This is a genomic window from Stappia indica, from assembly GCF_009789575.1.
In the GTDB taxonomy this organism is placed as follows: domain Bacteria; phylum Pseudomonadota; class Alphaproteobacteria; order Rhizobiales; family Stappiaceae; genus Stappia; species Stappia indica_A.
Window position 1 is genome coordinate 3,709,597 of record NZ_CP046908.1, and the last position, 13,824, is coordinate 3,723,420.

A 13,824-nucleotide genomic window follows, 5' to 3' on the forward strand; every position below is an offset into this window, starting at 1 on the left:
ACACCCTTTGGGCGGCGTTTCTGGGAGGAAAAAATGCAATCTTCATGGGTACCTGGGGCCAACTCGCCCTCGGGAGACTTTCCCTTGGCAAATCTGCCGTACGGGGTGTTTTCGCGCGGCGGCGACGCTCCGCGCTGCGGTGTCGCCATCGGCGATCATGTGGTCGACCTTGCCGCGCTGGCGGCATCCGGGCTGCTCGGCGAGGCGGCCGGCGGCTGGGGTCTGGACGAGCCGGGCATCAATTCCTTCATGGCGGCCGGCCCCGAGGCCTGGGCCGTGCTGCGCGCCCGCCTGACCGACCTGCTCGCCGAGGACGGCTCTGCGGAACTTCGCGACAATGCCGCGCTTCGCGCCTCGGCCCTTGTGCCGATGGGCGAGGTGCGCATGCACCTGCCGTTCCGCGTCACCGGCTACACGGATTTCTATGCCGGCCGCCAGCACGCCTTCAACTCGGGCTCGATCCTGCGCGGTCCCCAGAACGCGCTGACCCCGAACTGGCCGCATATGCCCATCGGCTACAACGGCCGGGTGTCCACCGTCGTCGTCTCGGGCACGCCGGTGCGCCGGCCGCTCGGCCAGGTGCGGAACGAAGGCGCCGAGATGCCCGAACTGACCGCCTGCCGCCGGCTGGACATCGAGGTCGAGTTCGGTGCCGTCGTGGCCCTGCCGACGCAGATGGGCGAGACCCTGTCGGTCGCCGAGGCGTGGGAGCACCTGTTCGGCTTCGTGCTGCTCAACGACTGGTCGGCCCGCGACATCCAGCGCTGGGAGGGCCAGCCGCTCGGGCCGTTCCAGTCCAAGGCCTTCGCCACCTCGATCAGCCCCTGGGTCGTGACCCGTGCGGCGCTCGAGCCGTTCCGCTGCGGCCCGCCGGAGCGCGACACTCCGCTGCTGCCCTATCTGCAGGAGCCGGAGGACTATTTCTTCGACCTGACGCTGGAGGCGCATCTGACGCCCGAGGGCGGGGCGCCGAGCCGCATCGTGCGCACCAACACGAAGCACCTCTACTATTGCGCGCCGCAGCTCCTGACCCATCACGCCCTGTGCGGCTGCCGGATGCAGACCGGCGACCTGCTCGGATCCGGCACCATCTCCGGTCCCGAGCGGGAGGCCTTCGGCTGCCTGATGGAGCAGACCTGGGGCGGCCGCGATTCCGTGGAGCTGTCCGCCGGCGGCTCGCGGGTCTTCCTGGAGGACGGCGACAGCGTGACGCTGACCGGCTGGGGCGAGGTGAACGGCCAGCGGATCGGATTCGGACGGTGCGAGGGAACGATCCTGCCCGCGCCGCAAAAGGTCGGGAGGACCGGACAATGAAACTGTGCCGTTTTGGAGAAAACCGTCTTGGCGTGGTGCGCGGGAACGGCGTGCATGACGTCTCCGCCGTGCTGGACGACCTGCCGGCCCACACCTATCCGCTGCCCGATCATGATCCGCTGATCGCCGCGCTCGATGAGCTGCGCCCCAAGATGGAGGCGCTGGCCGACGAGACCCCGGCCGTGCCGCTTTCCAGCGTGAGCCTGCTACCGCCGGTCGCCTCGCCGCGCAAGATCATCGGAGCGCCAGTGAACTACCGCCTGCATCTCGACGAGGCGCTGGAAGACCCGAACATCCACCACGGCACCAACATCATGCCGATCGACAAGGCGGGCCTCTTCCTCAAGGCGACGAGTTCGCTGATCGGGGCGAGCGAGCCGGTGACGATCCGTTTCCCGGAGGTCCGCAACGACCATGAGGTCGAGCTGGTGGCGGTGATCGGCCGCAAGGCCGACCGGGTGTCGCGGGAGACCGCGCTGGACCATGTCGCCGGCTATGCGATCGGGCTGGACATGACCGTGCGCGGCACGCAGGAGCGCAGCATGCGCAAGTCCTGCGACAGCTATTCGGTGCTCGGCCCCTGGATGGTGACGGCGGACGAGATCCCCGACCCGTCCGCGCTGGAACTCGAGCTGCATGTGAACGGGGTGACGCGGCAGAAGGCCCGCACGTCCGACCTCATCCGCGACCTGGCAACGCTGATCGAGCGTGCCTCGTCCTTCTACACCCTGATGCCGGGCGACCTGCTGTTCACCGGCACGCCGGAAGGCGTCAGCGAGGTGAAGGCCGGCGACGAAATGCGCGCGAGCATCAGCAGCATCGGAACCATGACGGTCGCGGTCCGCTGACCGCGACGACGAGGGAAGGAAAGACCATGGATTACATCTTCGAGCCGACGCCGGTCAGCAGCCTGCCGGTCGCCGGCGAGACTGGGCGGTTTCCGGTACGCCGGATCTTCTGCGTCGGCCGCAACTACGCCGACCACATTCGCGAGATGGGCTTCCAGCCGGAGCGCGAGCCGCCGTTTTTCTTCACCAAGCCGGCCGATGCGCTGGTGCAGGACGGCGAGACGGTCGCCTATCCGCCGCTGACCGAGAACTTCCACCACGAGGCCGAGTTGGTGATCGCCATCGGCAAGGAAGGCGCGGACATTCCGGTCGAGCGCGCGCTGGAGCACGTCTACGGCTATGCGACCGGCAACGACCTGACGCGCCGCGACATCCAGATCGCGCTGCGCGACCGCGGCCGTCCGTGGGACTGGAGCAAGGCCTTCGACCGTTCCGCCGTCTGCGGCGAGATCACCGCGATGCCGGGCAAGGCGCTGCCGGACGAGACCCGCGTGCTGCTCACGGTCAACGGCGAGACCCGCCAGGATGCGACGCTCGACCTGCTGATCTGGTCGGTGTCGGAGATCATCGCGGCGCTGTCCTCGTCCGTGACCATCCGCCCCGGCGATCTCGTCTATACCGGCACGCCGGCCGGCGTCGGCGCGATGGTGCCGGGCGATGTCTGCCGTGTTGAGATTTCCGGCCTGGCGCCGGTGACCACGACAATCGGACCGCGCGGCTGATCGCCCGGACAGCTTGCGCGCAACGGCTGCGGCCTGCCTCGGCAACGGGGCAGGCCGCAGTCATTTCAGGGACTTGTCGATGAGCTCAGGGCTCCAGCCCCGCGGCCGTGTGGCCGACGATATAGCCGAAGGTGAGGGCCGGGCCGAGGGTGATGCCGGCGCCCGGATAGCTGCCGGCCATGATCGAGTTCATGTCGTTGCCGCAGGTATAGAGGCCGGGGATCGGCGTGCCGTCGGTGGCGAGGACCTCGCCGCGCCCGTTCGCCGACAGGCCGATGCTGGTGCCGATGTCGCCGGGGAAGATCTCGATGGCATAGAGGGGCGCCTGGTCGAGCGGTCGCAGGCAGGGATTGGGAGCGTTTTCCGCATCGCCCAGATAGGTCTGGTAGGCGGTCGATCCCTTGCCGAACGCACGGTCGGTGCCCTCGGCCGCATCCGTGTTGAAGCCGGCGATGGTCTGCGCAAGCGCTGCCTCCGGCACCTTCATCGCACGGGCGAGCTCCGCCGCATCGCGGCCGCGCTTCAGGTAGCCTGAGCGCAGGTGATGGCCGAACGGCGCGGGGAACGGGCGCACCGCGCCCATGCCGTAGCGCCGCAGCGCACGGTGATCGCAGACCAGCCAGGCCGAGGTATTGCCGCTCGACAGCATCGCCTGGACGAAGTCGTGATAGGACATCGCCTCGTTGGCAAAGCGCCGGCCGTCGGGGCCGACCGCGATGACGCCGGGCTTTGCCCGGTCGAGAAAGAGGTGCGGGAAGGGGCGCGGGCCGCCCTTGCCCGGCAGCAGCGAGACCGGCGTCCAGAACGCGGCGTTGCTGTTGCCTTCGGTGATTGCCGCGCCGATCCTGGTCGCAAGGTCCAGCGTGTCGCCGGTGCTGTCCGTCGGCGACATGGAATAGTGCGGGGCGCCGGCCGCGACATGCGGCATCACCTCCTTGCGCCGGGCCGCATTCTGCGGAAATCCGCCGGCTGCCAGTACGACGCCGCGCCGTGCAGCGAGCGTGCGCGTCGCGCCGCCATGGGTGACCTCCACCCCATCGACCCGGCCGTCGCTGCGGCGGATGCCGGCAAGCGGCGTCTCCAGGAAGATCGGGATGTCGAGCGCCAGCACGCTTTCGGCGAGGCGGCCGGCGACGGCCTGCCCGAGCACCAGACGGGTGCCGCGCGGATGGGTCAGCCGGTCGCGCAGGTGTCGGGCCATCACACGCGCCGCATACATCGCGGAGGGGAGCGAGCGCGTCATCTTCATGAAGTGACCGATGTCGAACCGGTTCAGCAGCAGCCCGCCGAAGACGGTGAAATCGGCGATGGGAGGACGCAGCTTCGAGAACCAGCGGCCGAGCCGGCGGCCGTCGTAATCCTTGGCATCGAGCACGCGGCCGCCGAGCGCCGCGCCCGGCGTGTCGGGGTGATAGTCGGGCGAATAGGCCCGGTAGTCGAACTGCAGCGCAGTGTGCTTCTCGAAGAAGTCGACCATGCGCGGGCCGTTGTCGAGAAAGGCGTGTACGACATCGGCATTGAGCCGGTTGCCGGTCTCCGCCTCGATGTAGCGGAAGGCCTCCTGCCTGTCGTCGCTCATGCCGCCGGCGCGCATCTTCGGATTGTCGGGGATCCAGATCGCCCCGCCGGAGACCGCCGTCGAGCCGCCGAAATGGGCGGACTTTTCGAGGATCGCCACGTCGAGGCCTGCAAGCCGGGCGGCGATGGCGGCGGCCATGCCGGCGGCGCCCGAGCCGACGACGATCAGGTCGTACGCATCCTTCAGGACCGGATCCTTGCGTGTCATGCGGCGTCTCCCGGGCGCGGATAGCGGCCGACGGCCCAGCCGCCGTCGACGCGAAGCGTCGCGCCCGTGATGAAGGCGGCCTCGTCGCTGGCAAGGAAGGCGACGGCATCGGCAACCTCGCCAGGCGTCCCGACCCGGCGCAGCGGCGCCTGCTCGATGAAGACATGCTTGCGCCAGGTCTCCGTGCGGATCCGCTCGGCGGTCAGCGGCGTCTCGATCAGTCCGGGGGCGACGGCGTTGACGCGGATGTTCTCCGGCCCGAAGTCGGTCGCCATCTGGCGGGTCATGCCGTCGACGGCAGCCTTGCTGGTGCTGTAGCCGGCGCTGCCGGTCGCCCCGACGATGGCGTAGATCGAGGCGATGTTGACGATGGCACCGCCGCCTGCGCGGCGCATCTCGCCGACCGCGAACTTGCTGAGCATGAACACCGGCAGCACGTTGATCTCGAAATAGCGCCGCACGTCCTCGGCGCTGGTCTCGTCGGCGCGCCCGCCGCCGCCCACCCCGGCATTGTTGACGAGGATGGCGAGCGGGCGCCCGGCAAGCGCTGCGGACAGCGTCTCGGGCAGCGCCGGATCGGTGACGTCGGCCATCACCGTCTCGATGCCCTGCGGCAGCCGGGCCAGACCCTCCGCATCGCGGTCGACGGCGATGACCGTGGCCCCTTGCGCGGCGAGGCGCTCGGCGATGGCGAAGCCGATGCCGGAAGCGGCACCGGTGACGATGGCCAGACGGCCGGTGAAGCGATTGGTGTCCATGATCCCGTCCTCGGGTCGAGGGATGGTCAGAAGCTCGTGGTGCCGCCGAGCGAGCGCCCGCCGTCGACGAGCAGCACCTGGCCCGTGATGAAGCCGGCCTGCGGCGAGCCGAGGAAGGCCACGGCATGGGCGATGTCGTCCGGCGCGCCGAGCTGGCCCATCGGCTGCTGCGCCCGCAGACCGTCCAGATCGGTGTCCGAGCGGGCCTTCAGCATGTCGGTCTCGATCACGCCGGGGGCGACCGCGTTGACGCGGATCTTGCGCTCGGCCAGATCCAGCGCCATGGCGCGGGTGAGGCCGGCGACGGCCGCCTTGGAGGCGACGTAATGGGCGTAGTGGCGCGCGCCGAGCATGGCGCGCGAGGCGATGTTGACGATGGCGCCGCCGGGCTGCATGCGCGCGGCGATCTTCTGGGACAGGTCGAACAGGGCGACGAGGTTGACCTCGTACATTTTTCGGAAGTCGTCGGGCGCCAGCTCGAAGAAGCCCTTCACGTTGAAGATGCCGGCATTGTTGACGAGCAGGCGCACGTCCCCGGCCTCCTCGGCAAGGCGGGCGACGGCAGCCGCATCCGTGACGTCGAGCGCATGGGCGCGGGCGCTGCCGCCGTTTGCGCAGATGGCGGAGGCGACGGCTTCCGCGTTGTCGGCGGCAAGATCGGCGACGATGACCTGATGGCCGTTCTCGGCAAGGACACGGGAAATGGCCGCGCCAATTCCCGCGCCGCCGCCGGTCACGATGGCGATGGGGTTCTGTGTCATTGGCAATGATCCGTCAGGTCGAAAGGGGAGGCGGGGAGGCAGCGGGCGCCGTGGGGAGAGGTCCGGCGCCCGCCGCTGCGTCGTCAGTTCATGCCGAAGCTGTTCTCGTCGATCTTCGAGTACAGGTTGTCCTGGAGGATCTTGGCCAGCGCATCCGCATCGGTGCGGTCGACGCCCTCAAGCAGTCCCTTCCACTTCGTCTGAAGCGCCTGGAACTCCTCGATGAGGTCGGTCGGATCCTCGACCTTGCGGTCATCCATGGACTTCTTCGGCAGGCCTGCGACGAAGTTGGTCTGGAACTCCTTGAGCTTGGAGGTCAGGTCCTCGGACGGCTCGATGATCTCGAGGCCGCGCTCCTTGGAGCCCTCCATCGCCGCCGCGACGCCGACGTGATAGGCGACCTGCGCGCGGGCATTGCCGACGGCCATGTTGTCGAGCAGCACGCGGCGCTGTTCGGGGGCGAGCCCCTGCCAGAAGCCCGGGTTGATGACGTAGTTGGCGCCGAGCACCACGCCCATCGGCAGGGTGGTCACGGACTTCGCGACTTCCCAGAACTTGTTGCCCTTGTCGAGGTTGGTCGGGTCCGACATGGTGCAGTCGATGGAGCCGCGGCTGAGGCCCGAGTAGACGTCGCCGATCGGCACGGAGACCGGCACGCCGCCGAGGTTTTCGACCCAGGAGGTCTGGGCGCCGCCCGCGGTGCGGATCTTCAGGCCCTTGGCGTCGGCTGCCGCGCGGATCGGCTTGACGCAGATGAAGTTGTAGACCGGGGTGGAGTAGCCGCCGGCGAAGATGCCGCCGTTCTTCTTCCACTCGCCGACGATGCGCTCGTTGGTCATGCCCATTTCGGTATAGGCGAAGGCGGAGGCGATATCGTCGTCGGAGACGAAGACGAGATCGTTGAGCACGTTGTTGAGCGGCAGTTCCGAGGGGGTGTAGCCCGGATAGACGATGCCGAGCTGGGCGACGCCGTCGCGGATCGCCTGCATGGTCGACTTGGCCGGCACCAGCGCGCCGCTGGAATAGACCTCGAAGGTGATGGCGCTGTCGGTCGCGGCCGCAACGTCCTTGGAGAACTTCTGGTAGGTCTCCTCGTTGAGGATGTGGACCGGCGCCATCCAGTTGGTGGCCTGGTACACGTCCGCATAGGCGGCCGAGCCCATCAGGCCGGCAGTCAGGGTCGCAAGGGCGAGCAGTTTCTTCATGTCTTCCTCCCATGTTCCGGCGCCTCTTGTCGGGCGCCGATCGGATCAGGCGAACGAGGTTTTCGGGGGTCAGTTCGCCATGATTGCGGGCAGCCACAGGCTGATGGCCGGGAAGGCGATCAGCAGGGCCAGCGTGATGAAGTCGGCCAGGATGAACCAGCTGACGCCGGCAAAGATCTGGCCGAGAGGTATGGTGCTGCCGAGACTGGATCGGATGACGTAGACATTCATTCCGACCGGAGGCGTGACGAGGCCGATCTCCAGCAGCTTGACGGTCAGGATGCCGAACCAGATCAGGTCGACGCCCAGCAGCGCCAGCATCGGCGCCAGCACCGGCAGGGTCAGCAGCATGATCGAGATGCTTTCCAGGAAGCAGCCGAGCACGAGATAGAGCGCGCCGATCATCAGGATCACGGTGATCGCGCTGTAGCCGTCGAAGAAGTTGGTGACCCAGACCGGCACCGTCGACAGGGCGATGAAGCGGGCGAACAGGGCCGCGCCGACGACGATGATGAAGATCGCGGCGGTGCCGAGCGCCGTGTCGATCAGCGCGCAGCGCATCACCCGGATGTCGAGCTGGCGACGGGCGGCGGCGATGATGCAGGCGAGGAACGCGCCGATGGCACCGGCCTCGGTGGCCGTGAAGATGCCGGTGAAGATGCCGCCGAGCACGCCGGCGATCAGCACCGGCAGCGGCCACACGTCCTTGATCAGCTCGATCTTCTCGGCCCAGCTGTAGACCTCGTCGCTCTTCGGCGCCAGCTCGGGCTTGAGCATGGTGCGCAGCGAGATCATGCCGACGAACATCACGGCCGACAGCAGGCCGGGGATGAGGCCGGCGATGAACAGCTCGCTGATCGACACGTCCATCATCAGGCCGAAGACGATCAGCAGGACGCTCGGCGGGATCAGCGAGCCGAGCGTGCCGGCAGCTGCGACCGAGCCGGCCGCGAGCGAGGGGGCATAGCCGGCCTTCAGCATTTCCGGGATGGCGATGCGCGAGAAGGCGGCGGCGGTTGCAACGCTCGAGCCGCTGGCCGAGGCGAACAGCGCGCTGGAGGCGACCGTCGCGGAGGCAAGCCCGCCCGGCACCCGGTTGAGGAACACGCGGGCGGCGGCGAACAGGCCCTTGGTCAGGCCGGCGCCGGACGCGATATAGCCCATCAGCAGGAACATCGGCACGGCCGACAGGTTCCAGTCGCCGACGAGATCGTAGGGAACGGCCTTGACGATGCCGATGGCCGGCATCGCGCCGAGCATGGCGAAGATGCCGCCGACGGCGACCGCGCCCATGGCGACGCCGATGGGAACGCGCAGGCCGATGAGGACGAGCGTCAGGACGATGCCGACGAAACCGATTTCGAGACGGTCCATGATCGGGGCCTCAGACTGGATCTGCGTGCTGGGGCTGATCGTTCGCCGGCAGGACGTCGCGGCCGGACAGGATCAGCACGAGGCGGGTGAACTGGGCAAGGCAGGCAAGGCCGAGGCCGAGCGGCAGCAGGAACTTGGTCGGCCAGACGACGACCTTCCATGCGCCCTCGACGATCTCGCCGATTTCCCAGGCATGCACGGCCGGCTGCCACGAGAGCCAGGCGATCAGCCCGTAGACGGCAAGCGACAGCAGAGTGCCGAGCAGCAGCATGGCGCGCCGGGCCACGGGGTTCGCCATGTCGAAGAACAGCTCCACCACGATCGGGCCGTTCTTCACCTCCAGCCAGGCCAGCGGCAGGAACACGACCGAGATCATGTAGTAGCTGGCCACGACCTCGGCGGTGCCCGGGATCGGCGCATTCAGGAAGTACTTGCCGGCGACGTCCGCCGTCACGTGCAGCATCATCGCCAGCAGGGCGAGGGCCGCCAGCCCGGCGAGCAGGGCGGCGATCTGGTTGAGGGCGCGCTCCAGCATGATCATTGCATCCGGTAGCCGCCGTTGATGTCCAGCGTGGCGCCGGTCACATAGGCACCGTCCGGACCGGCGAGATAGGACACGGCTCCGGCGACGTCGTCCGGCGTGCCGATCCGGCCCATCGGGATGTTGCGGGAAATCTCCGCATCCTGGGACGGGTCGAGCGACAGGCGCAGCATCGGCGCGTCGATCAGGCCGGGAGCGACCGCGTTGACGGTCACGCCAAGTGAAGCCGCTTCGCGGGCGCCGGCCTTGATGAGGCCGAGGATCGCGCTCTTGCTGGCGATGTAGGCCGAGCTCGAGCGGTAGCCGCCGAGCTGGGCCGCAACGGAGGAAAAGCCGACGAAACGGGCATGACCGAGCGGCGCGCGGGTGCGGTGGCGCAGGTACTCGCGCAGCAGCAGGAACGTGCCCGTGCTGTTGATCGTCTGCGTCTTGTCCCATTCCTCGAAGCTGGTCTCGGTGAGGGGGCGGCGCTGGCCGGTCTCGTCGAGGATCAGGATGCCGGCCGCGGCCACGAGCACATTGATCGGGGCGATGCCGCTCTCGACCTCGCGAAGACAGGCGATCACCGCCTCTTCGCTGCTGACGTCGAGCGCAAGGCCGACATGGCCGGTGCCCGGCAGCGAGGCGGCAACCTCGCGGGCCCGTTCCGCGTCCATGTCGGTGGCAATGATCGAGAAACCGTCCGCGGCAAGCCGCTGTGCGACGGCGCGGCCTATTCCGCCTGCCGCGCCGGTGACGAACGCTGTGAGCGCCATCCGTACCCTCCCTTATTTGCCCTCAGGATTGGATACATTATGGCGCCTGTCAATCGAATTTGTGAGGTTTTTGGATTGTTTTGGATAAATTCGACGTTTGGCGAACTTGCCAGAGGGCATGAAACAGGTCATTTTGGATCCATGACACCACTCGATCAGGCTCTGGCGTCCACAGCCGACGTCACCAGCGCGGATGCTGCGGCAACCGCCATTCGCGAGATGATCCTGGAAGGCAGGTTCGCTCCCGGCGAACGGCTGCATCAGGACCAGCTTGCGGAAATCCTTGGCGTTTCGCGCACGCCCCTGCGCACCGCGCTGGCGCGGCTCGCCCAGGACGGGCTGATCGACTACGAGCCCAATCGCGGCTATCGAATCCGCCGCTTCATGGTCTCCGACATCCGGCAGGCTTTTACCGTGCGGGCGAACCTGGAAGGGCTCGCCTGCCGGCTGGCGGCGGAGGCGGGGCTCAGCCAGGGGCAGCTGGCGCGCATGGAGGCGCTGGTCGACGAGGGCGATGCGATCCTGTCGGCCGGCCGCCTCGACCCGGAGCAACTGCCGGCCTATCGGCGAATGAATGTCGAGTTCCACGAGACCATCATCGGCGCCGCCGGGAACCACTGGATCGGCCGTTTCGTGCACCAGTCGCACAACGTGCCGCTCGTCTCCGACCGCGTGATCCTGTGGGACGACTTCGAAGTCATCCACCGCTCGCATGACGACCACCGCCGGATTTTGAAGGCACTGGGCGACAGGGACGGCACGCGGGCGCAGAACCTGATGAGCGAACATGTCATATTCGCCGGCCAGCTGCTCGCCGACCGGCTGGAGGCCGATCCCCAAGCCGCGCTGCGCCAGGCGAGCCAGGCGCAGGCCGGACATTTCTGAAAACCCACTGGAGAGTGTTGATGAAGCTCTATTTTTCCCCCGCCTCGCCCTATGTGCGCAAGGTGATGGTCGTTGCCCATGAAAAGGGCGTGGCCGACCGGATCGAACTTCTCGGTTCGGCGGCAAACCCGGTCAACCGCGACAAGACCATCGTCGCCAGCAACCCGTCCGGCAAGGTGCCGACCATGCTGCTGGACGACGGATCCGCTCTCTATGACAGCCGGGTGATCTGCGCCTATGTCGACGCGCAGGCCGCCTCGCCGGTCCTGGTGCCGGCCGAGGGCAACCAGCGCTTTGCGGTGATGACGCTGGAGGCGCTCGCCGACGCGATCCTCGATGCAGCGCTTCTCGCGCGCTACGAGAAGATCATGCGGCCCGAAGCGCTCTACTGGGACGACTGGCATCGCGGCCAGATGGAGAAGATCGACAGCGGCCTCGATGCGCTCGAGACGGTCTGGCTGTCGCATCTGGGGGGACCGCTGTCGATGGGATCGATCGCCGCTGCCTGTACCCTCGGCTATCTCGACTTCCGCTTCCCCGACAAGGACTGGCGCAGCGCCCATCCGGGCATCGCGGCGTGGTTCGAGACGGTTTCGAAGCGTCCGTCCATGCAGGCGACCATGCCGAAGGGCTGACCCGCCGCCGGCTGCGGGTATGCCGCCGGTCTCGACAGGCGAAGGGGTGCGGATCGTGGCGATCCGCACCCCTTTTTCGTTGTCGCGCGGACCGCGATGCAGACTGTGTTCTCCCCGAGGTCAGGTCTTCAGGCTGTCGAGGATCAGCCACAGGCCCGACAGGCCGTAGACGGCCGCCAGCGCATAGCGGAAGCCGGTCGAATTGGCGACCTCCTCGCGCTTCAGCACGCGCGAGGAGAACAGCAGCACATAGGCCGAGAAGATGCACAGCCCCAGGGCGAGGCAGCCCAGCACGATCACCAGCGGCGCATACCAGGGCGAGTCCGGCCGCACGCCGGCGGTGATGATCAGGATCCAGCCGACGCTTGCCTTGGGGTTGAGGATCTGGATCAGGAAGCCCCGGCGGAAATGGCCGGAAAGCCCTGTTGCCGTGCCGGTCTGCCCTGCCTCCGGTCCGCCGGCCGGCCCCAGCGACGGTTTCCACTGGCGAAAGGTCTTCCAGGCCAGCCAGACGAGATAGGTCCCGCCGGCGAGGCCGACCGCCATCATCGCCGCCGGCATGGCAACCAGCACCGACGACAGGCCGAAGGCGGCGAGCAGGGCCCAGGTCTGCCCTGCGGCCATCACGCCGGCCATCACGGCAAAGCCGGACGGACGCCCCTCACGGATTGCGGTCGTTGCGATCGTCATGTTGCCGAGGCCCGGACTGGCTGCCCCAACGATATAGATGAGAAACGCCGAGATCATGTTGGCGTCGTCGTAGGTCATGATCGGCAAGGGCTCTCAGGAAGGAGGGGGCGGGTCGCGGCGCTTCCTTTACAGGGGCGCCAACAGGTGATGCAAGTCTTGATTGCATGAGCTCACTTGCTCGCGTTTCGCGTAGCCTTGCCGTCTTCTCCCCTTCTCGCGAGATCCGCGCGCGTGTCTCGTCGGTTGACGCGTGAAACACTTCTTCGCGGGGAAGAAGAAATCAATATCGTAATTAATGACGATATTGATAAATTTACGCAAGGAATTATCCCTTTAATTCTTGGTTTGGCTCTTCATATTTGAAGTGACTCACATGATATATTTAAAGAATTTCGGCAAAAACAGTCGCGCTGCTAGCGTGATCAAGTGATAAATAGAGATTTCCCGACAAAATACGATGTATTTACGCGATAAATACTTCGCGTGCACAGGTCATCCGACGGTCCGTTCCGGCGACTTGCGGGCTGCGATTGGAGGAAGAGTCATGCTGAACAGAGGCGATCAGATCGCTCATCAGATGTTCCAGGAGGTGCAACTGCCAGGGCAGCCGCGCCAGAAGGTTATCGACAGTCCGCACCTGCACAAGATGCAGAGAATGCACTTTTTCCTGTTCGACGTGTTGCCGATCCTCGGCACCGCCTGCGCGATCGTGTTGCTGTTCTTCCACCCGATCACGTCTCTCGACCTGACGCTCTTCCTCGTCTTCTGGACGTTGAGCGGTCTGGGGATCTCGATCGGCTATCACCGTCTCTTCACCCATCGCAGCTTCAAGGCCTCCGCGCCGGTTCGCGCGGCTCTCGGCATCTTCGGCTCGATGGCGGGGCAGGGCGGGGTGATCTCCTGGACGGCGATGCACCGCAGGCACCACGAGCTCGGCGACCAGGAAGGCGACCTCCACTCGCCGAACCTGCATGGCAGCGGACTCAAGGGCAAGCTCAAGGGCTTCGTCCACGCGCATTTCACCTGGATGGTGGCGCATCCCTATCCCAACGTCGTCCATTACGCGCCGGACCTGCTCAGGGACCGGGTGATGATCTGGGTGAACCGCCACTACTACACCTGGATCGTGCTCGGCCTGCTGATCCCGACCGCCATCGGCGGGCTCGTGAGCCAGTCCTGGATGGGCGCGCTGACGGGCTTCCTGTGGGGCGGCATGGTGCGCATGTTCGTGGTCGAGCAGGGCATCTTCGCGCTCAACTCGCTTTGCCACCTGATCGGCCGCCGCCGCTTCGTCACCGACGACCAGAGCACCAACATCAGCTGGCTCGCCCCCTTCATCTTCGGCGAGTCCTGGCACCACAACCACCACGCCTTCCCCGGTTCCGCGTCCTTCGGGCTCGCCTGGTACCGCATCGATCCCGGTTACTGGGTCATCCGCTTGCTCGCTCTTTTCGGTCAGGCCTGGGACATCAAGGTCCCGTCGGACGAGCAGATCAAGCGCCGGGAAATTCGCAGCGCCTGACCCGACGCACGCATTTGCAGGAAGAGGA

The 13,824-nt window shown here is 66.9% G+C and carries 14 protein-coding genes; 6 read left to right on the forward strand and 8 right to left on the reverse strand.

Annotation, left to right across the window (positions count from 1 at the left end):
* The first annotated feature begins 33 nt into the window (after nt 1–33).
* Genes fahA through GH266_RS17345 form a run of 3 tightly spaced genes read left to right on the forward strand, consistent with a single transcriptional unit; the run spans nt 34 to nt 2,884 of the window.
* Nucleotides 34–1,314, forward strand: coding sequence for a fumarylacetoacetase (gene fahA, locus GH266_RS17335; RefSeq protein ID WP_158194940.1), 1,281 nt, complete (start codon nt 34–36; stop codon nt 1,312–1,314).
* Nucleotides 1,311–2,162, forward strand: coding sequence for a fumarylacetoacetate hydrolase family protein (locus GH266_RS17340; protein ID WP_158194941.1), 852 nt, complete (start codon nt 1,311–1,313; stop codon nt 2,160–2,162). The genes fahA and GH266_RS17340 overlap by 4 nt, the downstream gene beginning before the upstream one ends.
* Nucleotides 2,163–2,188: 26 nt before the next feature.
* Nucleotides 2,189–2,884: a fumarylacetoacetate hydrolase family protein gene (locus GH266_RS17345; RefSeq protein WP_158194942.1), complete on the forward strand. Its 696-nt coding sequence runs from the start codon at nt 2,189–2,191 to the stop codon at nt 2,882–2,884.
* An 85-nt stretch (nt 2,885–2,969) separates the two neighbouring features.
* Here GH266_RS17345 and GH266_RS17350 read toward each other — a convergent pair whose 3' ends face one another.
* The 7 genes from GH266_RS17350 to GH266_RS17380 all read right to left on the reverse strand — a co-directional run bounded on the left by GH266_RS17350 (nt 2,970) and on the right by GH266_RS17380 (nt 10,064).
* Nucleotides 2,970–4,670, reverse strand: coding sequence for an FAD-dependent oxidoreductase (locus tag GH266_RS17350; protein WP_158194943.1), 1,701 nt, complete (start codon nt 4,668–4,670; stop codon nt 2,970–2,972).
* The gene (locus GH266_RS17355; RefSeq protein WP_158194944.1) at nt 4,667–5,428 is read right to left on the reverse strand and encodes an SDR family NAD(P)-dependent oxidoreductase; all 762 of its coding nucleotides are present in this window, start codon (nt 5,426–5,428) and stop codon (nt 4,667–4,669) included. Before GH266_RS17355 ends, GH266_RS17350 begins: the two co-directional genes overlap by 4 nt.
* Nucleotides 5,429–5,454: 26 nt before the next feature.
* The gene (locus tag GH266_RS17360; RefSeq protein ID WP_158194945.1) at nt 5,455–6,189 is read right to left on the reverse strand and encodes an SDR family NAD(P)-dependent oxidoreductase; all 735 of its coding nucleotides are present in this window, start codon (nt 6,187–6,189) and stop codon (nt 5,455–5,457) included.
* Between the two features lie 83 nt (nt 6,190–6,272).
* Nucleotides 6,273–7,394 carry a C4-dicarboxylate TRAP transporter substrate-binding protein gene (locus GH266_RS17365; RefSeq protein WP_158194946.1) on the reverse strand — a complete coding sequence of 374 codons (1,122 nt, stop codon included), beginning with the start codon at nt 7,392–7,394 and terminating at the stop codon, nt 6,273–6,275.
* A 69-nt stretch (nt 7,395–7,463) separates the two neighbouring features.
* Entirely contained in the window at nt 7,464–8,768 is a 1,305-nt protein-coding gene (locus GH266_RS17370) for a TRAP transporter large permease (RefSeq protein WP_158194947.1), read from the reverse strand.
* A 10-nt stretch (nt 8,769–8,778) separates the two neighbouring features.
* Nucleotides 8,779–9,303: a TRAP transporter small permease subunit gene (locus tag GH266_RS17375; protein WP_209001478.1), complete on the reverse strand. Its 525-nt coding sequence runs from the start codon at nt 9,301–9,303 to the stop codon at nt 8,779–8,781.
* A 2-nt stretch (nt 9,304–9,305) separates the two neighbouring features.
* Nucleotides 9,306–10,064 carry an SDR family NAD(P)-dependent oxidoreductase gene (locus tag GH266_RS17380; RefSeq protein ID WP_158194949.1) on the reverse strand — a complete coding sequence of 253 codons (759 nt, stop codon included), beginning with the start codon at nt 10,062–10,064 and terminating at the stop codon, nt 9,306–9,308.
* A gap of 141 nt (nt 10,065–10,205) precedes the next feature.
* Between GH266_RS17380 and GH266_RS17385 the strand changes: the two genes are divergently transcribed.
* The gene (locus tag GH266_RS17385) at nt 10,206–10,949 is read left to right on the forward strand and encodes a GntR family transcriptional regulator (protein ID WP_158194950.1); all 744 of its coding nucleotides are present in this window, start codon (nt 10,206–10,208) and stop codon (nt 10,947–10,949) included.
* Nucleotides 10,950–10,969: 20 nt separating this feature from the next.
* A complete protein-coding gene (locus GH266_RS17390) occupies nt 10,970–11,584 on the forward strand; it encodes a glutathione S-transferase family protein (protein ID WP_158194951.1) in 615 nt (204 codons plus the stop codon).
* A 120-nt stretch (nt 11,585–11,704) separates the two neighbouring features.
* On the opposite strand, the gene GH266_RS17395 is transcribed toward GH266_RS17390, so the two are convergent.
* Nucleotides 11,705–12,352, reverse strand: coding sequence for a LysE family translocator (locus GH266_RS17395; protein ID WP_158194952.1), 648 nt, complete (start codon nt 12,350–12,352; stop codon nt 11,705–11,707).
* 577 nt (nt 12,353–12,929) lie between these two features.
* On the opposite strand from GH266_RS17395, the gene GH266_RS17400 reads away from it, so the two are divergent.
* Complete coding sequence (locus GH266_RS17400; protein ID WP_199270361.1) at nt 12,930–13,796, forward strand: acyl-CoA desaturase; 867 nt, start codon at nt 12,930–12,932, stop codon at nt 13,794–13,796.
* Nucleotides 13,797–13,824 lie beyond the last annotated feature (28 nt).